Source organism: Photobacterium kishitanii, from assembly GCF_000613045.3.
Lineage (GTDB): Bacteria > Pseudomonadota > Gammaproteobacteria > Enterobacterales > Vibrionaceae > Photobacterium > Photobacterium kishitanii.
Genome location: NZ_LN794352.1, coordinates 681,200 through 701,252, shown reverse-complemented (window position 1 = coordinate 701,252; position 20,053 = coordinate 681,200). Strand labels below are relative to the sequence as shown.

The following is a 20,053-nucleotide window of genomic DNA, read 5'->3' as shown; positions in this document are numbered from 1 at the left end:
CAAGGTTTGCGTTTAATAATCCGATCAAGAAAATATTAAACATTGGTTTTTCGCCGGACTCATTTATTTGTCTTCACTTTAAAAAGTGAAACCAAACACAGACACTTGAATGTGTATGTTTTGAGAACTCGTTTTTATCCGAAGATAAAAACATTTTTTAAAATCAATCTTTCGATTGAATTTACTAGTCAGCTTTCCAGATTGTTAAAGAACATGTAATCATCGTTAGATAACCACTTTTTAAAAACACTAAACTCTCTGTCTTTCAAGAGAAGTGCGTTTAAAGAGTGGTGGAGCTATGCGGGATCGAACCGCAGACCTCCTGCGTGCAAGGCAGGCGCTCTCCCAGCTGAGCTATAACCCCAACGATGTAAAAGACTTTACCGCCACTTTTTCTGGGAGAAAAAGTGGTGGGTCTGAGTGGACTCGAACCACCGACCTCACCCTTATCAGGGGTGCGCTCTAACCACCTGAGCTACAGACCCAAGTCTTTTTACGTTCTACATTTCGACCAAGCAATCTGTGTGGACACTGCATAAAACAGCATAAGTCTTTAGGTAAGGAGGTGATCCAGCCCCAGGTTCCCCTAGGGCTACCTTGTTACGACTTCACCCCAGTCATGAACCACACCGTGGTAAACGCCCTCCCGAAGGTTAAGCTATCTACTTCTGGTGCAGCCCACTCCCATGGTGTGACGGGCGGTGTGTACAAGGCCCGGGAACGTATTCACCGTGACATTCTGATTCACGATTACTAGCGATTCCGACTTCATGGAGTCGAGTTGCAGACTCCAATCCGGACTACGACGTACTTTGTGGGATTCGCTCACTATCGCTAGCTTGCAGCCCTCTGTATACGCCATTGTAGCACGTGTGTAGCCCTACTCGTAAGGGCCATGATGACTTGACGTCGTCCCCACCTTCCTCCGGTTTATCACCGGCAGTCTCCCTGGAGTTCCCACCATTACGTGCTGGCAAACAAGGATAAGGGTTGCGCTCGTTGCGGGACTTAACCCAACATTTCACAACACGAGCTGACGACAGCCATGCAGCACCTGTCTCAGAGTTCCCGAAGGCACTAAGCTATCTCTAGCGAATTCTCTGGATGTCAAGAGTAGGTAAGGTTCTTCGCGTTGCATCGAATTAAACCACATGCTCCACCGCTTGTGCGGGCCCCCGTCAATTCATTTGAGTTTTAATCTTGCGACCGTACTCCCCAGGCGGTCTACTTAACGCGTTAGCTCCGAAAGCCACGGCTCAAGGCCACAACCTTCAAGTAGACATCGTTTACGGCGTGGACTACCAGGGTATCTAATCCTGTTTGCTCCCCACGCTTTCGCATCTGAGCGTCAGTCTTTGTCCAGGGGGCCGCCTTCGCCACCGGTATTCCTTCAGATCTCTACGCATTTCACCGCTACACCTGAAATTCTACCCCCCTCTACAAGACTCTAGTCTGCCAGTTCAAAATGCTGTTCCGAGGTTGAGCCCCGGGCTTTCACATCTTGCTTAACAGACCGCCTGCATGCGCTTTACGCCCAGTAATTCCGATTAACGCTCGCACCCTCCGTATTACCGCGGCTGCTGGCACGGAGTTAGCCGGTGCTTCTTCTGTTGCTAACGTCAAACGCTAAAGCTATTAACTCCAACGCCTTCCTCACAACTGAAAGTACTTTACAACCCGAAGGCCTTCTTCATACACGCGGCATGGCTGCATCAGGGTTTCCCCCATTGTGCAATATTCCCCACTGCTGCCTCCCGTAGGAGTCTGGACCGTGTCTCAGTTCCAGTGTGGCTGATCATCCTCTCAGACCAGCTAGGGATCGTCGCCTTGGTGAGCCATTACCCCACCAACTAGCTAATCCCACCTGGGCTAATCCTGACGCGAGAGGCCCGAAGGTCCCCCTCTTTGCTCCGAAGAGATTATGCGGTATTAGCTATCGTTTCCAATAGTTATCCCCCAACATCAGGGTATATTCCCAGGCATTACTCACCCGTCCGCCGCTCGTCAGCAAAAGAAGCAAGCTTCTTTTCTGTTACCGCTCGACTTGCATGTGTTAGGCCTGCCGCCAGCGTTCAATCTGAGCCATGATCAAACTCTTCAATTAAAGTTTTGTTGTTTCTTTCGAAACGGCTCAATAAATACTGACTTTAATACCAATTCTTTATAAATAAAGAATGTAATTTTAAAGCTTTTTATCATTTAAAAAATGATAATTAAATAACTGTGCCAAAATAATCGTCTCTATAAATAGATTGGGTCATTTTGTTTTGGTCACTCAGTTTATTGATAAATCTTTCGACTTAACTATTCAGTGAGTGCCCACACAGATTGCATGGTCAAATTGTTAAAGAACGTACTGACTTTCGGTAACCGCTTGCGCCGTTGTCCGTGTCAGTGAGGTCGCATTATAGGGAGATTTTTGATGCTGACAATAGTTTTTTTACACCCACACAATCAACTGATTACTTTTAAAGCAACTATGGTTGTTTTATCTATTTTTCAACCATGCTTAGCAATAATTGATGAGCGGATTGCTTCACTACCAGTGAAAATAGTTAACTATTAAACATCATTATATTTAAATTTACGGATTAATGACTCAATCTAAAAAGATCAATAGTATTTAAGTGGTGATTTTGAAGGTAAAACTAAAGTGGGAAGATTGTAGTCGTAGCGAGTTGTACACTATATAGTAGCCTTAATAAATTATCAGTCTTACTGATAAGCTTTATTATTAGCTATAGCTACAATTATAGGAGCAGCAGTATAACTACTGCTCTTTATATAGCATTACAATTATGCTTGTTCTGCTAGCCATATTGGAACATTTTTAATGCCGTCAAAAACAGCATCAGCTAAAGCTTCACCTTCTTCAGTAATAGCTTTACCTGTACGTACTAATACTTTTAAAGCGACACCAGCAGCTATTGCTGCTTTCATGTCATCCGCTTTATCGCCAATCATCACAGATTTTGACATATCAATATCTAAATGACTCTCAGCTGATAGCAACATACCTGGATTAGGTTTACGGCAATCACAATCTTGTAAATATTCACCCTTACCCTCTGTTGCATGGTGTGGGCAATAATAAATACCATCAAGTTCAATACCTTGATCTTCGAAATTCCAATCCATCCATTCCGTCAAAGTAATAAACTCGTCTTCACTAAAGAAACCACGAGCAATGCCTGATTGATTAGTGACTAAAACAAGTAAGTAACCCATTTCTTTGAATTTTTTACATGCACCAAAAACACCATCAATGTATTCAAAATCATCAACAGTATGTACATAGCCACGATCAACGTTTATTACGCCATCACGATCAATAAAGACAGCAGGTTTGGCCACAAGAAAGCCCTCAAAAATTAGATATTATGCTGATTATGTCACGAGTTGACATCGAAAAGTATTAGTTATCACGCTTGTGAAGATGATCATGATGACGGCAGACGATATTATAAATCACAATATCCATTTAGACGTCTAGACGTAAAAATAGCTATTGACTTAAAAACCGATTCACCATAGCATCAGTTTAACAGTGGTTAAGATGATTTAACTACAATAACCAATATTTAACAATAAATGCAATATAACATCACTTTCATATAATCATTTCATCTAAGAATCAGGAAGTTCAATGATAGAAATAAAGCAAGTCAACAAAGTGTTCTATCAAGGTGAGAAAGCGATAAATGCGCTAAAAGATATTAATCTCACCATTGAACAAGGAACGATTTTTGGCGTGATTGGTTCATCAGGAGCAGGGAAAAGCACCCTAATCCGTTGTGTGAATTTATTAGAAAAGCCAACCTCAGGTAATGTCATCGTTGATGGTATTGATTTAACACAGCTAGCATCCAGAGACTTAACCTTAGCTCGTCGTAAAATTGGCATGATTTTCCAACATTTTAATTTACTCTCGTCTCGCACCGTATTTGCCAATATTGCATTACCGTTAGAACTTGCTGGCGCTTCAGAACAAGCAATAAAGACTAAAGTGACTGAATTGCTATCACTCGTAGGTTTAGAAGATAAACGTAATAGTTACCCTTCAAATTTAAGTGGTGGTCAAAAACAACGGGTGGCTATTGCACGCGCTTTAGCTTCTGATCCAAAAGTACTCCTATGTGATGAGGCCACCAGCGCCCTCGATCCAGCAACAACACAATCAATCCTAACTTTATTACGTAAAATTAATCAGCAACTTAATTTAACTATTTTATTAATCACTCATGAAATGGATGTGGTTAAACGTATTTGTCATCAAGTTGCAATCATCGGTGATGGTGAGTTGGTTGAACAAGGCCTAGTCGGCGATATTTTTGCACACCCTAAAACAGAATTAGCGAAAGCATTTATTCGCTCAACATTAGATTTATCTATCCCTGAAGATTATCAATTACGCATGACCCCAACTCCTATAAAAGGAAGCTACCCATTAATTCGACTCGAATTTACTGGTGACTCTGTTGATGCGCCTTTAATTAGCCAAGTGGCACGTGAGTTTAATCTAGACATCAGTATTCTAAGTTCTGATATGGATTATGCTGGCGGGGTTAAATTTGGGCTGATGCTAGCGGAGTTCTTTGGTACTCAAACCGCTATTGATGATGCCATTTCTTTTTTACGTGATCATAAATTAAATGTTGAGGTGCTAGGTTATGTCGCTTGATTCAATAACAACATGGTGGCAGAGCAATCAACGCCTCACTGAATTACTTATCGATGCGCTGGGACAAACATTAACCATGGTGTTAGTTTCAGGTTTGATTGGTTTTCTCATCGGTATTCCACTTGGCGTTGCACTGCACCTAACTAAGAAAAATGGTTTATGGCAAAACCCAATTTTAAATAAAGTACTTGGCATTGTGGTCAATATCGGCCGTTCGATCCCTTTCATTATTTTATTAGTCGCGATTATTCCTTTTACTCGGTTTGTAGTTGGCAGTTCAATCGGAACAGCTGCTGCTATTGTGCCACTGACGGTGGGGGCGATTCCTTTTATTGCTCGTCTCGTTGAAGGAGCATTACTAGAAATTCCTGCGGGATTAATTGAAGCAGCACAAGCAATGGGCGCTACCCCAATGCAGATCATTACCAAAGTACTGCTACCAGAGGCACTACCTGGAATTATTAATGCTGTCACTATTACCTTAGTAACCTTAATCAGTTACTCCGCAATGGCAGGCACTGTTGGTGGCGGCGGTTTAGGCGATGTCGGTATTCGTTATGGCTATCAACGCTTTGATGGCACAGTTATGGCAATCACCGTCATCATGTTAGTTATTTTAGTACAACTTATTCAATCTATTGGTGATCACTTAGTTAAACGTGTTGATCATCGCTAATAACGCAAGTCGTTATTTATAATTACATCATTATGGAAAGCCCATTTAAGGAGAAATACTATGGCGTTCAATCTTAAACATCTTTTTGCCATTGCTGGCGTCGCTGCTGCTATCACGCTGACGGGTTGTAGTGATCAAGAAGCACCCGTTGTTGATAACAATAAAGTGAAAATTGGCGTTATGGCTGGCGCAGAAGAACAAGTTGCAGAAGTTGCAGCTAAACAAGCCAAAGATAAATATGGACTTGATGTTGAATTAGTCACTTTTACTGATTACGTGTCACCCAATGCTGCACTAGCTGAAGGCTCTATTGACGCTAACGCTTTTCAACACAAACCTTATCTTGAGCAGCAAATTAAAGATCGTGGTTATAAATTTGCGATTGCTGGAAATACCTTCGTTTACCCTATTGCAGGCTACTCGAATAAAATTAAATCGGTTGATGAATTAAAAGATGGCGATCAAATTTCGGTTCCCAATGATCCGACTAACCTTGGCCGTTCATTATTATTATTACAGCAACAAGGTTTAATTACTCTCAAACCAGATGCGGGTTTGACGGCAACGGTATTAGATATTGTTAACAATCCTAAAAACCTCAAAATCGTTGAATTAGAAGCAGCACAACTGCCGCGTTCATTAGATGATGTTGCCTTAGCGATTATTAATACTACTTATGCGAGTAGCTTAAATCTAACCCCAGAAAAAGACGGCGTGTTTGTTGAAGATAAACAATCACCTTATGTCAATATTATCGTGGCGCGTGAAGACAACGTCAAAGCTGAAAATGTCCAAAAGTTCATTCAGGCTTACCAATCAGACGATGTCTATAATTCAGCCCAAACCATCTTCAATGGCGGTGCCGTTAAAGGCTGGTAATCACAACGATTAGCTATACTGCCATCAAGAGTAGGCCTCATCGCCTGCTCTTTTTTTTATGTTATATTATAGGATTATTTTCAGCTTATAATTGGCTTAATTTGATGGCTTATAGCATTGAACCTATCGGTATTATTCACTCTCCTTATAAAGAAAAATTCGCGGTTCCTCGTCAACCAGGATTAGTGCCTAGCGCTCGCTGTGAAGTTGTTTTACAAGATCAAGCTAATTCATTAGACGCAGTACGAGGCATTGAACAATTTAGCCACGTATGGTTACTGTTTTTATTTGATCAAAACTTAGACGCAGGTTGGCGGCCGACGGTACGTCCACCTCGCCTTGGTGGTAATGAACGCATTGGTGTATTTGCCAGTCGTGCTACTTTTCGTCCCAATGGTATCGGCATGTCAGCCGTTAAGTTGCAAGGCGTTCGTCATCACAACGGCCAAGTCATTATTGATATTGCCGGAGCAGATCTGGTTGATGGCACCCCAATTATTGATATTAAACCTTATATTCCCTACTCCGACAGCTTGCCTGATGCGTTAGGTGGATTTGCTACCAGCCAACCATCGACGCTAGAAGTACAATTTACACCACAGGCACAACAACAATTAGTCGGTAAACAAGCCGATTATCATCGGGCCGTTATTACTGAAGTGCTAGCTCAAGATCCACGTCCTGCGTATAAAAAAGGTAAAACAGACACCAAACACTATGCTGTAAATTTATTTGATTTTAATGTTCAGTTTACAGTTACAGAACCTATCATTAGCGTCATTAGTATCGATCCTCTTGTTCAATAATCGCTCCAATGCAGTTATCTTTGGCGAATAGCGCCGAGGCTGGTAATATAACGGACTATCGTCATCAAACTGACGGGTGGAACATCAGTTCCTTCTCTTTCCTTTTATCAATAACGGATACCATCAATGCGTACCAGTAAATATCTTCTTTCTACCCTGAAGGAGACGCCAAACGACGCAGAAGTCATTAGTCATCAACTAATGCTACGTGCAGGTATGATCCGTAAGTTGGCCTCAGGTCTATACACCTGGCTACCTACCGGTCTACGTGTTCTGCGTAAAGTCGAAAACATCGTTCGCCAAGAAATCGATAATGCGGGCGCAATCGAAACGTTGATGCCCGTTGTTCAACCGTTTGAACTATGGGAAGAGACAGGCCGCTCTGAAAAAATGGGGCCTGAACTACTGCGCTTTACTGACCGTCATATGCGTCCGTTTGTACTTAGCCCTACAGCAGAAGAGGTTATCACTAGCCTTGTGCGTAACGAAGTAAGCTCTTACAAGCAACTTCCGCTAAACCTGTACCAAATCCAGACTAAATTCCGCGATGAACGCCGCCCTCGCTTTGGCGTAATGCGTGCACGTGAATTCTGCATGATGGATGCTTACAGCTTTGATATCGATAAAGACGGCTTACAAAAGTCTTTCGATACAATGCACGCAGCTTACTGTAAAGCCTTCGATCGTATGGGTCTTGAATACCGTCCAGTATTAGCAGACTCAGGTGCTATCGGTGGTAATGGCTCGCAAGAGTTCCACGTACTAGCAGAAAGTGGCGAAGATTTAATCGCATTCTCTACTGAATCTGATTACGCTGCTAACATCGAAAAAGCCGAAGCAATTGCACCAGCTGTTGAGCGTGCAGAGCCAACGCAAGCAATGACTGTTGTTGATACACCAAATGCGAAAACTATCGCTGAATTAGTTGAGCAACACGGTATTGCTATCGAGAAAACAGTTAAGACACTATTCGTTAAAGCGTCTGATGAAATCGATGCGCCTATCGTGGCATTAATCATTCGTGGTGATCACGAGCTTAACGAAATCAAAGCCGAAAACCTGGCAGAAGTTGCTTCTCCATTAGAGATGGCTACCGAAGAACAAATGCGTGAACTGATCGGTGCAGGCGCGGGTTCTCTAGGTCCTGTTGGTCTAGATCTGCCTATTATCGTTGACCACAGTGTTGCGGTAATGAGTGACTTTGCTGCGGGTGCGAATATCGATGGCAAACACAACTTCGGTATAAACTGGGGTCGTGACGTTGAGCTAGGTCGCGTTGATGATCTACGTAACGTAGTAGAAGGCGATCCAAGCCCATGTGGTCAAGGTACGCTAATGCTAAAACGTGGTATCGAAGTGGGTCATATCTTCCAGTTAGGTACCACCTACTCTGATAAGATGAACTGTAGCGTTCTAGATTCAAACGGTAAAAGCTCTATCCTAGAGATGGGTTGTTACGGTATCGGTGTATCGCGTGTGGTAGCCTCAGCTATCGAACAAAACAACGATAAATACGGCATTATCTGGCCTGACGCACTAGCGCCTTTCCAAGTTGCAATCGTACCAATGAACATGCACAAATCAGAGCGCGTTCAAGAAGCAGCAGAAAAGCTATATGCTGATCTTACTGCAATGGGTATCGAAGTATTATTTGATGATCGTAAAGAACGTCCAGGCGTCATGTTCTCTGATATGGAACTAATCGGTATTCCTCACACTATCGTGATTGGTGATCGTAGCCTTGAAAACGGTGAGATGGAATATAAGAACCGTCGTACTGGTACTAAAGAAGCAGTTATTGCTGCTGATATCATGGACTTTCTTAAGCAAAAAATGGCTTAATTAAAAATCCTGTTATTTTAAAAAGCTGCCGATTATGGCGGCTTTTTTTATAGCTAAATAATCACAAACGTTTTTTATCTCGATTAACGCTATGCTAATATTTAGCCCAATAACAGCCTAAGTATCTTCACGTAAGATCATTCTATTGTGATCTTATGTGAATATTTTTAGCAAAGGAAAGACCATGCAAGTTTATCAATGCTGCGAGTTAATTCGAATTACTTACTCCCAAATCGGCAGCGGTGATCAAGGCTATATTCCAACCGCGATCAAGTGTGCAATTAAAACCTTGGATGATATTGCTGCTAATACTGAGCTACCACTCGCTGTACGAGAGCAAGCTGCTTTTGCTGCGGCCAACCTACTGATTAGCGATCACGAGGATTAAGAGATGGATTTATCAAAATTTGAAACCATGGACACTGTGATGCTGATGAGTATTGTCAATATGAAAATTCGCGATGAATTTAATACTCTTGATGATCTAGTCAAATTCTTTGATATCAACCGTGACCAATTAATCGCAAAATTAGCAACGGGCGGATTTGATTTCTTACCTGAAGTCCAACAGTTTCGTTAATGGATACTCATCAATAACAGATAAATAAAAACGGCACTTATAGTGCCGTTTTTTTATGTCCATTAAACAAGATCTATTCTGTTTAGCGACTCAATTATCCTTTTAATATAGGCAATACATCCGCCATCGCTAATAGATGAAAACAAGCAGTTAATACGCCAAATATCATCACAGCGTACACAGTAACATTACCGCCAGGTACCACAAATCCTTGCAATTCAGGCTGACGTTGTCGAAGTTTTTTCGCTAATAATGCTGGAATAATGCAAGTCCAAATCGTTGCCGCAGCCCCTGCTAATCCAATTGCCGCCACAAAACCAAATGGAGCAAATAATGAAAACACTAATGGTGGAATAAAAGTAACGCCCCAAGCTTTAAAACGCCCTTGCTTAGTGTCTTCAAAACCAAATAAATCAGCTAGGTAATCAAATACCCCTAAGCCAACCCCTATGAACGATGACACTACTGCCGCAATTGAGAAAATATTAAGTGCCTGTTTAACACTGTTAGAGTTCACCACTCCACCTAAAGCTGTCATTAAAGCATCGACACTACCACCAGCTGCAACAATCGGCCCAAATTGAGTACGTGGTAAATTACCAAAAATACATACCACCCAAATTACATAAAAAGTTAATGCTATTAAGGTACCGCCTAAAATGGCATTTTTAGCTCGATTTTCATCACGGTAATAATCACGCATCGTACTTACAGAGTGATGATACCCAAAAGAGGTTAATGCAACAGGCAAGATCGCCAGTGCATAGGGAGAAAGGTCAGCTTGTGAATCGATACTATCAAGTAAAGTAGGCAATTGGATATTGGTAGCAAGGCCTGAAATGCCAATCACAAAGCTGATGATCATAAATAAGATCAATAAAACTGAAATGCGATCAACGGCACGGGTTGAGTGAAGTACAAACACAGAAGAAGCGATCACAAACAATACCGAAGCCAATTTAGCATTGATATCAAGTAAGCCGCCAAAAATCATACCTGATGAAGAGATATAAGCATAAAGCAGAATACCGCCAACAAAATACAATGACAAGTTATTGATTACATTTACTTTGCCTTTGAGTACATCTTTAGTGATAGTGTTAAATGAAACTTTAAACTCATAATGCTTTAATGCTTCAAGTAATAACCACCCAGATAATGTCATCATTACCATCGTTACTGAGATCGCAAGCACTGTCCATAATGTCCATGCTCCAGCACCAGCACTTGGTAATCCAAGCATACCTGCGCCTACGCATACACTCGCTATAATGCATGCACCTCCAAGTGTCGATGGTTTACTCATATTCTATCCTTCATTGCCATTACTATGTATCAGTGAACTAGTACAATAATATGCATCGAACATTTTAGCAACAAAAGAATATCCATCTGAATAAATATTTATTTAATAGCTGCATATGTTAAAAAAATTAACATCTGCAGCCTAATAGCTAAAGGTAATTCCAGTCAACTAAGCGCTTATGAACGCTGCCATTCAAACTGGACTGCCGTCGTTGTTGCCGCAGGGACAACAAACTCTTCAACCACAAACACGCCAGCTATCGCAACCAATTGCTCGCCATAAAATAACATCGGTGTACGCCGACGCAACCAACTCGGCACCTGATATTCTTGGAGTAATTTTTTAAATTTGCGCTTACCACTGCGCCCTTGAGGTTTTATTTCTGGGCCAGAGTAATCAAATCTCACTGAAACTAATTCATCAGCTTTAGGAGGCCGTAAAGTTGCTGAGGGAGTCTCTTTTAAACAAACCTGACCGAGATCCTGTGGTAATTGACATGCTTGATTGGTGATCAACGTTTGCTGCCAATGACTAATATCAGGCCATTGTTGCAATAAATGCAACTGCTGTTGATAACGACGTAATTGATATTGCTGCCAACACACTTGCGGATTAGCATCATTTTTTGCCTGTACGAGGTTAAACCAAATTTGTTCAAGCTGGGCCAGTGAAGGCATAATCACAGCTTGTTGTTTTAACCACTGTCGAATCAAAGCCATTCCTAAACGGGCACTAATATTATCAGTAATCAATAAACTGCCATCGGTTTGCACAGCTTGGTGTAAATGAAAGCTCAGCAACTCTTCTAACAACCCTTCTTGTTCACCGCATAAATGTGCACTTCGAGTGACAGCTTTACGTATACCTGGCCAACGATCGTTGAGCAGTGGTGTTATTTGATGGCGAATGAAGTTGCGATCATAACGCTGATCTTGATTACTTTCATCTTCAACCCACTGTAACTTATGTTGTGCGCCATAAGCTTCTATCTCGGCACGACTAATCGTTAGTAACGGTCGTAAATGTTGTCCGGTGGCAAAGGTAGTTAACATCGGCATTGCTGCCAACCCCGCAGGACCACTACCGCGTTTTAATGCTAATAATACCGTTTCAATTTGATCATCAGCATGTTGTGCTGTCAGCAATGTATCACCGCATTGAATATGCTTGGCTAATGCTTGATAACGCACCTCACGAGCGGCTTGCTCAACACTGATCCCACGACCTAATTCACACTGTACTCGTTCAATATTACAACTGACACCGCAGCTTGCAGCCCAAGTAACACATTGTTGAGCCCACGTATCAGCATTAGTACTAAGCCCATGATGAACATAAACAGCATGAGCACAATAATCACGATGATCACTAATAAATCGGGCTAATAAATCCAGCATTACCCGTGAATCTAACCCACCACTTAACGCTAGCACTAGCCGTTTAGTCTTAGGGGGATTGGCGAGTATTTGATGACAAAAATGAGAATACAACATCGGCTTATATCTTCAAAAAACAGATTATCTAGTCTATACCAGCAATGCATTAACCAACACCGACAAACAGCAATGATTGATATAAACATATAAAAAAAGGCCAGCATGCATGCTGACCTTCTTTAGGCGTATAACCAACAATGATTAACAGTAACCGTAGCTCATTAAACGCTGGTAACGACGTTCAAGTAGTGCTTCAGTATCAAGCTGATCTAACTCTTCTAATGTCGCTTTAATTTGGGCTTTTAACGTATTAGCCATTAATGGCACATTACGATGTGCGCCACCCAATGGTTCTTCGATAATATTATCGATCAACTCAAGCTCTTTCAAACGCGGAGCTGTAAGTCCCATTGCTTCAGCAGCTTGTGGGGCTTTATCAGCATCACGCCATAAGATTGATGCGCAACCTTCAGGTGAAATAACTGAATAAGTAGAATATTGCAGCATGTTAACGCAATCACCAACACCAATTGCTAACGCACCACCAGAACCGCCTTCACCAACCACATTACAAATAACAGGTACAGTTAGACCAGCCATTGCTTTTAAGTTAGCAGCAATCGCTTCTGATTGGCCGCGTTCTTCAGCACCGACACCAGGATAGGCACCAGCAGTATCAATAAAAGTAACAACCGGCATTTTAAAACGCTCAGCCATTTTCATGAGGCGTAACGCTTTACGATAACCTTCAGGTTTTGGCATGCCAAAGTTACGCTTAACTTTTTCAGTCGTACCGCGACCTTTTTGATGACCAATAACCATAATTGGACGACCATCAATACGTGCAATGCCGCCAACTAACGCTTTGTCGTCAGCAAAAGCACGATCACCGGCTAATTCATCAAACTCTTCGAACATGTGCTCGACATAATCAAAAGTATATGGGCGCTGAGGATGGCGTGCGAGTTGCGCAACCTGCCAGGCACCAAGATCACCAAAGATTTTCTTAGTTAATTCGAGGCTTTTCTTTTCTAGTTGCTCAATTTCTTTTTCAAGATCAACCGAATTAGATTCATCACGACGTGAAACATCACGTAGCGCTTCAATCTTTGCTTCTAATTCTGCAATCGGCTGTTCAAACTCGAGGAAGTTCAGGCTCATACCACTTAAAATCCTTTTGCTTATTTTAATGATAGGGTTTTGTTATACCCTACCACAAATAATAAGCTAACTTAATTAAACTCAAGCTCGACCTGCTTATCACCTAAGAGCATTTTTAAATCCGATAATAATTTATCGGCAGGCGTTACGCGCCACTCTGTTCCTAGGGTAAACTTGGCCCGAGCATTCGAGCGCTGATAATACATATGTACAGGCACAGTACCTGCTCTATGCGGTTCCAGCACTTGGCTGAAACGGGAAAAAAATTGTTCGTCGATTTGCTCTTCTGTTACTGAAATAGCGACCCCACGAAGATGTTTTTCTCGTGCTTCTGAAATATCGAGTACTTCACGTGCTGACATTCTAAGGCCACCATTGAAATCATCAAAGCTGACCTGTCCAGATACGACCACTATTTTATCTTTTTCGAGCAAATCAATGTAACGATCGAGAGCATCGGTGAATAACATCACTTCCATGCGGCCCGAACGATCATCTAGTGTCATTAAACCAATTCGGCTGCCACGCTTAGTGGTCATAACACGAGCAGCAATAACCAGTCCAGCAACAGAAGCGACTTTATCACGTCCTGTTTGCTGAGCATCTTTTAAACGCCAAGTAGTGTAATGCTTTAATTCTGAGATATAGGCATTAATCGGGTGACCTGTTAAGTATAACCCTAATGTTTCACGCTCACCTTCAAGCCAAACACTTTCAGGCGCTTCTGCAATATTAGCATAAGCATGTTCAACTTCTTCAGGTGCAGCGGTTAAAACACCAAACAAATCCTCTTGACCTGATGCTTCTGCTTTATGATGTTGACTTGCCGCTTTAATTGCATCATCAAGGGTCGCTAACATTGCTGCTCGATTAGGCCCTAAACGATCTAATGCCCCCGATTTAATTAATTTCTCAAGCACACGCTTATTAACTTTTTTAGTATCAATACGCGCACAAAAATCAAATAAATCTTTAAAGTGACCATCTTTTTCACGGGCACTAATTATATTTTCAATTGGGCCTTCACCAACACCTTTTACAGCACCGATACCATAAACGACCGCACCTTCATCATCAACGTTGAATCGATACAGACCTTTATTCACATCAGGCGGTAATAATTTAAGATTCATACGGTGACATTCATCAACCAAACTAATGATCTTATCGGTATTATCCATATCTGCCGTCATTACCGCAGCCATAAACTCAGCAGGATAATGGGCTTTTAGCCATAAGGTTTGGTACGAAACTAAAGCATAAGCAGCAGAGTGTGATTTGTTAAAACCATAACCGGCAAATTTCTCTACCAAGTCAAAGATTTTCATCGATAACTCGCCATCAACACCGTTATCGATAGCACCTTGTTCAAACACTGCCCGCTGCTTAGCCATTTCAGAAGGCTTTTTCTTACCCATAGCACGACGCAACATATCTGCGCCACCCAAGGTGTAACCAGCAAGTACCTGCGCTATCTGCATGACCTGTTCTTGATACAGAATAATGCCGTAAGTGGGATCAAGAATTTCTTTTAACGACTCATGTTGCCATTTTTCATCAGGGTAAGATACCGCTTCGCGGCCATGCTTACGGTCGATGAAGTTATCTACCATGCCTGATTGCAACGGACCTGGGCGAAACAATGCCACCAAGGCGATCATATCTTCAAAACAGTCAGGTTGCAGACGTTTGATCAAATCCTTCATACCACGGGATTCGAGCTGGAATACCGCTGTGGATTCAGAGCGTTGTAACATATCAAATGACTTTTTATCAGCCATTGGAATTGCAGCAATATTGATTGGATCTAATCCCTGCGCTTCAAGCCGAGGGTTAATCATCCCTAACGCCCAATCAATGATGGTTAACGTACGCAGACCCAAGAAGTCAAATTTCACTAATCCCGCAGTTTCAACATCATTTTTATCAAATTGAGTAACGGGGTTATTACCTTCCGCATCACAATATAATGGGGAGAAATCAGTAATGGTTGTGGGTGAAATTACCACACCACCAGCATGCTTACCTGCATTACGTGTCACACCTTCTAGAATGCGACACATGTCAATCAGATCACGAATCTCTTCATCAGCTTCATAGGCCTGACCAAGTTGTGGCTCTGCATCAAAAGCTTTTTCGAGCGTCATTCCAGGTTCTGCTGGAATTAATTTAGAAATGCGATCGACAAAACCATATGGATGTCCAAGCACACGACCAACGTCACGAATAACCGCTTTAGCTGCCATGGTACCAAAGGTAATGATCTGTGATACCGCATTACGGCCATACATCTCCGCTACGTGATCGATCACTAAATCACGCTTATCCATACAAAAATCGATATCGAAATCGGGCATCGATACACGTTCAGGGTTCAAGAATCGTTCGAAAAGCAAGTCAAATTCTAGCGGATCGAGATCGGTGATTTTTAACGCATAAGCCACTAATGAACCAGCACCTGACCCTCGACCAGGTCCTACAGGCACATCATTATCTTTTGACCACTGAATAAACTCCATAACAATCAAGAAGTAACCAGGAAAACCCATTTGGTTAACTACTTTTAATTCGATATCGAGACGTTCATCATATTCAGGGCGACGCTGAGCACGCACTTCAGGATCTGGAAACAGAAACTCAAGTCGCTCTTCAAGACCTTGTTGAGATTTAGTCACCAAAAAGTCTTCGATACTCATATCACCGGTAGGGAAATTCGGCAGGAAATATTCCCCTAAACGAACGGTAACATTACACCGCTTAGCGATTTCTACCGAGTTTTGCAATGCCTCAGGAATATCAGCAAACAGCTCACACATTTCGTCTTCACTGCGCAAATACTGCTGATTACTATAAAGCTTAGGTCGGTTAGGATCGACCATCGTATAGCCATCATGGATAGCCACTCGAATCTCATGCGCATCAAATTGATCAGCATTCAATAATCGCACATCATTAGTAGCAACTACCGGTAAATCATATTTTTCTGCTAATTCAATTGCAAAATGAAGATAAGCATCTTCATCGACACGGCCAGTACGCACCAACTCTAAATAATAGTTGTCTCGGAAATAAGTTTGATAAAAAGCAACACAAGCATCCGTCAGCTGTTGATTACCTTTTAGTAATGCACGCCCGACATCCCCCGTTCTACCACCAGATAAAATAATTAACCCTTCACGGTGCTTAATGAGCCATTCTTTATCAATCACAGGCTGATGTTGAACATGGCCACGCTGATAAGCTTCTGAAATTAATAATGTCAGGTTTTTATAACCTTCATTATTAGCAGCGAGAATGGTGAGTTCAAATAGTTCATCGCCCATTTCTTGGCTTTGTACTTTAAAATCAGCACCAATAATCGGCTTGATACCCTCATCGTGGGCAGCAAAATAAAACTTCACCAAACCACATAGGTTAGTGAAATCGGTGAGAGCCAATGCTGGCATGCCAAGTTCAGCAGCGCGCTTAACGATAGGTTTCACTTTCGCCAAGCCATCGATCATTGAATAATCACTATGAACTCGAAGGTGGATAAAACGTGGTTCTGCCATGACAACCTAATTCATTACATTACTTAATTAACAAAAATTATACCCGATCGAGCAGCAATTCGTCGTATAAAAAAAGGCGAGACCAAATGGTTCGCCTTTTTATCACGCAATCAGGACGACTTAATCAAGACCCAATACGCGCTTAACTGGTTTAAAACTTTTTCGATGTTGTTCAATCGCACCATATTGCTCTAATGCTGCAAAATGGGCTTTGGTTGGATAACCTTTGTGCTTCGCAAAACCATACTGCGGAAATTCAGCATCAAGAGCTTCCATTTCACGATCACGAGTAACTTTAGCAATAATTGACGCAGCACTGATCTCTGCAACCCGTAAATCCCCTTTCACTACCGCTTGTGCCGCCATCGGTAATGCTGGAGTTTTATTACCATCAATCAATACAAAATCAGGCTCAATGTTAAGCCCAGCAACTGCTCGCTGCATGGCAACCATGGTAGCTTGTAGAATATTAAGCTGGTCAATTTCATCAGCTTCACAACGGCCAAGTGACCACGCTAGTGCTTTTTGCTTAATTTCATCAAACAACAAATTACGTTTTTTTTCACTGAGCTTTTTAGAATCGGTTAGTCCAACAATAGGATTATTAGGATCTAAAATCACCGCCGCCGTCACTACAGCACCCACTAATGGGCCACGACCAACTTCATCAACTCCCGCAATACATTCTGCTTGCGGATATACAAAAGGAGGATATTCTTGCTTTTCAGCCATTACAACTATGCCTTATCGATTAATGCTAATACAGCCTGTGCCGCTTGCTCATCAGCATTACAACGAATGGTTTTATGCATTTTTTCAAACTGCGCCATCAATGCTGTGGTATCGCCATAAAGGATTTTATCAACTTCGTGATACAGCTTTTCGGGGGTACAATCATCCTGAAGTAGCTCGGTTACTAATTCACGATCAGCCATAATATTAGGTAATGACACATACTTAGTCTTTAACATCCGCTTAGCTATCCAAGCAGTTAATGGCTTCACTTTATAGCCAACAACCATTGGTCGCTTAACAAGCATACATTCTAAAGCCACCGTACCTGAGGCTAATAGTACCGCATCAGCGGCAATCATCACATTACGGGCAGTATCATCAACTAACACAAAATCTAATTCAGGTGCAACCTGCTGCCATGTTTGTTCAAATTGAGCACGGCGTTTTTGATTAACCAACGCCACCACAAAACCTAGCTCAGAATGTTTCGCTTTAAGTTTTTTGCAGGTCTCAATAAACGGCTCTGCTAGCATTGCCATTTCACTGCCACGACTACCAGGTAGCACAGCTAACCAACGTTTTGTCGGGTCTAATCCAAGTAATTCACGTGCCGCAGCTTGATCGGTTTGCAATGGAATAGCATCTGCCATGGTATGACCCACAAACTGACACGGTACATTAAACTTATCGTAAAATGCTTTTTCAAATGGCAGAAAAGCCAGTACTAAGTTAGTTGCCGCTTCAATTTTAAAGATCCGCTTTTGACGCCATGCCCATACTGACGGACTGACATAATGCACGGTTTTAATGCCACGATCTTTTAAATCTTTTTCAAGCCTTAAATTAAAATCAGGCGCATCAATACCCACAAAGACATCAGGAGGGTTATCACTAAAGTATTGCACTAACTCAGCTTTAACTTTAAATAACCGCGGTAGCCGTCCAAGGACCTCGACGATCCCCATTACAGCTAACTCTTCCATATCAAACAGCGCTTCACAGCCTTGAGCTTGCATGCGAGGACCCGCAACACCGATAAATTCAGCATCGGGGTATTGCGCTTTTACGGCTTTAATAAAACCGGCACCTAAAATATCGCCAGAAATTTCTCCGGCGACAATAGCTATTCGAAGAGGCTTCGTCATTAGCGAATAATACCGCGTTCTGAATTATCGAGTAATTCAGAAAAACGTCCAACTGACGGCCAATCTTTAGCCATTTCAGCGAGTACGGGCTTCACTTCTGCCAAAGTTTTACCTGAACGATAAATCTCTTTATAAGCACGGCGAATAGCATGTAACTCTGGTTTTTCAAACCCATTACGCTGTAAACCAACAATATTTAGTCCAAATGGCTTGGCGTGGTTACCTTGTGCTAACACATAGGGTGGTACATCTTGTACTACCGCAGAACAACCGCCAATATAGCTATATGCACCAACTGTACAGAATGGATGAATAGCAGATAACGCCATTACGCCAGCATAATCACCAACAGTAACATGACCACCTAAAATAGAGTTGTTACCAATATGAGTATGATTGCCAACAACCACATCATGGGCAATATGGGCATTCACACACAGCAAGTTGTCGTTACCAACAACAGTAATGCCTTTATCTTGGGTCGTACCACGGTGGATCTGTACACTTTCACGGATCACGTTACGATCGCCAATCTCTAAGCGTGTCGCTTCACCGCTAAACTTCTTGTCTTGACACTCTTCACCAACAACAGCAAATGGGAAAATACGATTATCTTTACCGATAACCGTTGGTCCTTTGATAACGACATGAGACATCACCTCTGTGCCTTCACCAATCTCAACCCCTGTTGCAATATAGGTAAATGGGCCAACAGTAACGTTAGCGCCAATGATCACTCCATCTTCAATTACTGCAGATGGATGAATTTTCGCACTTTCATGAATCATGAGAATACTCGTCTCGCACACTTAAGTTCAGCTGAACACACAGTTTCGCCATCAACTTTAGCGATACCATTAAATAACGCGATACCACGACGTTCTTTAATAAATTCAACTTCTAGAATCAGTTGATCGCCTGGAACAACTGGCTTACGAAACTTTGCTTTATCAATACTTGCAAAGTAGTACAGCTCGTTTTCCTCTGGCGCACCAAAGGTTTTAAATGCTAACAAACCTGTTGCTTGTGCCATCGCTTCTAAAATCAATACGCCAGGAAATACCGGCATCTTAGGGAAATGACCCGTAAACTGAGGTTCATTGACAGAAACATTTTTGATGGCTGTTAAGGTTTTACCTTCATCATAATTCGTTACACGGTCAATCATAAGAAATGGGTAACGGTGAGGAAGAAGTTCCTGAATTTCGGTGATGTTTAACGTCTTATTTTCGGTCGTCAAAACTAAATTCCTGTC

At 42.0% G+C, this 20,053-nt stretch carries 17 protein-coding genes, 2 tRNA genes and 1 rRNA gene; 8 read left to right on the top strand and 12 right to left on the bottom strand.

From position 1 onward, the window contains the following. Nucleotides 1-288: 288 nt before the first annotated feature. The 3 genes from PPBDW_RS03565 to PPBDW_RS03555 form a co-directional block, all read right to left on the bottom strand. Nucleotides 289-364, bottom strand: a tRNA-Ala gene (locus PPBDW_RS03565). 44 nt (nt 365-408) lie between these two features. After that, nucleotides 409-485, bottom strand: a tRNA-Ile gene (locus PPBDW_RS03560). 73 nt (nt 486-558) lie between these two features. Continuing rightward, a 16S ribosomal RNA gene (locus PPBDW_RS03555) occupies nt 559-2,104 on the bottom strand. Between the two features lie 318 nt (nt 2,105-2,422). Here PPBDW_RS03555 and PPBDW_RS03550 point away from each other — a divergent pair. Then, the gene (locus PPBDW_RS03550; RefSeq protein ID WP_155521711.1) at nt 2,423-2,566 is read left to right on the top strand and encodes a hypothetical protein; all 144 of its coding nucleotides are present in this window, start codon (nt 2,423-2,425) and stop codon (nt 2,564-2,566) included. A 230-nt stretch (nt 2,567-2,796) separates the two neighbouring features. Here the strand turns inward: PPBDW_RS03550 and gmhB are convergent, their stop codons facing one another. After that, on the bottom strand, nt 2,797-3,354 hold the full coding sequence (gene gmhB / locus PPBDW_RS03545) for a D-glycero-beta-D-manno-heptose 1,7-bisphosphate 7-phosphatase (protein WP_036793453.1): 558 nt from the start codon (nt 3,352-3,354) through the stop codon (nt 2,797-2,799). A gap of 292 nt (nt 3,355-3,646) precedes the next feature. Between gmhB and metN the strand changes: the two genes are divergently transcribed. The 7 genes from metN to PPBDW_RS03510 all read left to right on the top strand — a co-directional run bounded on the left by metN (nt 3,647) and on the right by PPBDW_RS03510 (nt 9,464). Continuing rightward, on the top strand, nt 3,647-4,681 hold the full coding sequence (gene metN / locus PPBDW_RS03540) for a methionine ABC transporter ATP-binding protein MetN (protein ID WP_036793451.1): 1,035 nt from the start codon (nt 3,647-3,649) through the stop codon (nt 4,679-4,681). After that, nucleotides 4,671-5,357 carry a methionine ABC transporter permease gene (locus tag PPBDW_RS03535; protein ID WP_036793449.1) on the top strand — a complete coding sequence of 229 codons (687 nt, stop codon included), beginning with the start codon at nt 4,671-4,673 and terminating at the stop codon, nt 5,355-5,357. Before metN ends, PPBDW_RS03535 begins: the two co-directional genes overlap by 11 nt. Before the next feature lie 60 nt (nt 5,358-5,417). Further along, nucleotides 5,418-6,236 carry a MetQ/NlpA family lipoprotein gene (locus tag PPBDW_RS03530; protein WP_036793447.1) on the top strand — a complete coding sequence of 273 codons (819 nt, stop codon included), beginning with the start codon at nt 5,418-5,420 and terminating at the stop codon, nt 6,234-6,236. 104 nt (nt 6,237-6,340) lie between these two features. Beyond that, nucleotides 6,341-7,042, top strand: a complete 702-nt coding sequence (gene tsaA / locus PPBDW_RS03525; RefSeq protein WP_036793446.1) for a tRNA (N6-threonylcarbamoyladenosine(37)-N6)-methyltransferase TrmO — start codon at nt 6,341-6,343, stop codon at nt 7,040-7,042. A gap of 126 nt (nt 7,043-7,168) precedes the next feature. After that, nucleotides 7,169-8,884: a proline--tRNA ligase gene (locus PPBDW_RS03520; RefSeq protein WP_036793445.1), complete on the top strand. Its 1,716-nt coding sequence runs from the start codon at nt 7,169-7,171 to the stop codon at nt 8,882-8,884. Nucleotides 8,885-9,068: 184 nt separating this feature from the next. Then, nucleotides 9,069-9,272, top strand: coding sequence for a YaeP family protein (locus PPBDW_RS03515; protein ID WP_036793444.1), 204 nt, complete (start codon nt 9,069-9,071; stop codon nt 9,270-9,272). A gap of 3 nt (nt 9,273-9,275) precedes the next feature. Continuing rightward, a complete protein-coding gene (locus PPBDW_RS03510; protein ID WP_036793442.1) occupies nt 9,276-9,464 on the top strand; it encodes a DUF4250 domain-containing protein in 189 nt (62 codons plus the stop codon). Nucleotides 9,465-9,558: 94 nt separating this feature from the next. On the opposite strand, the gene PPBDW_RS03505 is transcribed toward PPBDW_RS03510, so the two are convergent. From PPBDW_RS03505 to fabZ, 8 genes are all read right to left on the bottom strand, one after another. Continuing rightward, nucleotides 9,559-10,770, bottom strand: coding sequence for an aromatic amino acid transport family protein (locus PPBDW_RS03505; protein ID WP_036793440.1), 1,212 nt, complete (start codon nt 10,768-10,770; stop codon nt 9,559-9,561). A gap of 176 nt (nt 10,771-10,946) precedes the next feature. Then, complete coding sequence (gene tilS / locus PPBDW_RS03500; protein WP_054261973.1) at nt 10,947-12,263, bottom strand: tRNA lysidine(34) synthetase TilS; 1,317 nt, start codon at nt 12,261-12,263, stop codon at nt 10,947-10,949. Between the two features lie 144 nt (nt 12,264-12,407). After that, complete coding sequence (gene accA, locus PPBDW_RS03495) at nt 12,408-13,367, bottom strand: acetyl-CoA carboxylase carboxyl transferase subunit alpha (RefSeq protein ID WP_036793438.1); 960 nt, start codon at nt 13,365-13,367, stop codon at nt 12,408-12,410. A 71-nt stretch (nt 13,368-13,438) separates the two neighbouring features. Continuing rightward, nucleotides 13,439-16,918 (bottom strand): DNA polymerase III subunit alpha, encoded by a 3,480-nt coding sequence (gene dnaE, locus PPBDW_RS03490; protein ID WP_036793436.1) that lies wholly within the window; start codon nt 16,916-16,918, stop codon nt 13,439-13,441. 120 nt (nt 16,919-17,038) lie between these two features. Further along, entirely contained in the window at nt 17,039-17,650 is a 612-nt protein-coding gene (gene rnhB / locus PPBDW_RS03485) for a ribonuclease HII (protein ID WP_036793434.1), read from the bottom strand. A 5-nt stretch (nt 17,651-17,655) separates the two neighbouring features. Next, nucleotides 17,656-18,798, bottom strand: coding sequence for a lipid-A-disaccharide synthase (gene lpxB / locus PPBDW_RS03480; RefSeq protein ID WP_036793432.1), 1,143 nt, complete (start codon nt 18,796-18,798; stop codon nt 17,656-17,658). Beyond that, nucleotides 18,798-19,586, bottom strand: coding sequence for an acyl-ACP--UDP-N-acetylglucosamine O-acyltransferase (gene lpxA, locus PPBDW_RS03475; RefSeq protein ID WP_036793430.1), 789 nt, complete (start codon nt 19,584-19,586; stop codon nt 18,798-18,800). Before lpxA ends, lpxB begins: the two co-directional genes overlap by 1 nt. Then, on the bottom strand, nt 19,583-20,038 hold the full coding sequence (gene fabZ, locus PPBDW_RS03470; RefSeq protein WP_036793428.1) for a 3-hydroxyacyl-ACP dehydratase FabZ: 456 nt from the start codon (nt 20,036-20,038) through the stop codon (nt 19,583-19,585). The genes lpxA and fabZ overlap by 4 nt, the downstream gene beginning before the upstream one ends. Between the last annotated feature and the right edge of the window lie 15 nt (nt 20,039-20,053).

What these genes read in the sequence shown, in the direction of transcription:
- PPBDW_RS03535 (WP_036793449.1), top strand. Translation starts at nt 4,671, where the DNA reads ATGTCGCTTGATTCAATAACAACATGGTGGCAGAGCAATCAACGCCTC.
- accA (WP_036793438.1), bottom strand. Translation starts at nt 13,367, where the DNA reads ATGAGCCTGAACTTCCTCGAGTTTGAACAGCCGATTGCAGAATTAGAA.
- rnhB (WP_036793434.1), bottom strand. Translation starts at nt 17,650, where the DNA reads ATGGCTGAAAAGCAAGAATATCCTCCTTTTGTATATCCGCAAGCAGAA.
- tsaA (WP_036793446.1), top strand. Translation starts at nt 6,341, where the DNA reads ATGGCTTATAGCATTGAACCTATCGGTATTATTCACTCTCCTTATAAA.
- PPBDW_RS03515 (WP_036793444.1), top strand. Translation starts at nt 9,069, where the DNA reads ATGCAAGTTTATCAATGCTGCGAGTTAATTCGAATTACTTACTCCCAA.
- metN (WP_036793451.1), top strand. Translation starts at nt 3,647, where the DNA reads ATGATAGAAATAAAGCAAGTCAACAAAGTGTTCTATCAAGGTGAGAAA.
- PPBDW_RS03520 (WP_036793445.1), top strand. Translation starts at nt 7,169, where the DNA reads ATGCGTACCAGTAAATATCTTCTTTCTACCCTGAAGGAGACGCCAAAC.
- PPBDW_RS03505 (WP_036793440.1), bottom strand. Translation starts at nt 10,770, where the DNA reads ATGAGTAAACCATCGACACTTGGAGGTGCATGCATTATAGCGAGTGTA.
- lpxB (WP_036793432.1), bottom strand. Translation starts at nt 18,798, where the DNA reads ATGACGAAGCCTCTTCGAATAGCTATTGTCGCCGGAGAAATTTCTGGC.
- lpxA (WP_036793430.1), bottom strand. Translation starts at nt 19,586, where the DNA reads ATGATTCATGAAAGTGCGAAAATTCATCCATCTGCAGTAATTGAAGAT.
- tilS (WP_054261973.1), bottom strand. Translation starts at nt 12,263, where the DNA reads ATGTTGTATTCTCATTTTTGTCATCAAATACTCGCCAATCCCCCTAAG.
- dnaE (WP_036793436.1), bottom strand. Translation starts at nt 16,918, where the DNA reads ATGGCAGAACCACGTTTTATCCACCTTCGAGTTCATAGTGATTATTCA.
- PPBDW_RS03550 (WP_155521711.1), top strand. Translation starts at nt 2,423, where the DNA reads ATGCTGACAATAGTTTTTTTACACCCACACAATCAACTGATTACTTTT.
- PPBDW_RS03510 (WP_036793442.1), top strand. Translation starts at nt 9,276, where the DNA reads ATGGATTTATCAAAATTTGAAACCATGGACACTGTGATGCTGATGAGT.
- PPBDW_RS03530 (WP_036793447.1), top strand. Translation starts at nt 5,418, where the DNA reads ATGGCGTTCAATCTTAAACATCTTTTTGCCATTGCTGGCGTCGCTGCT.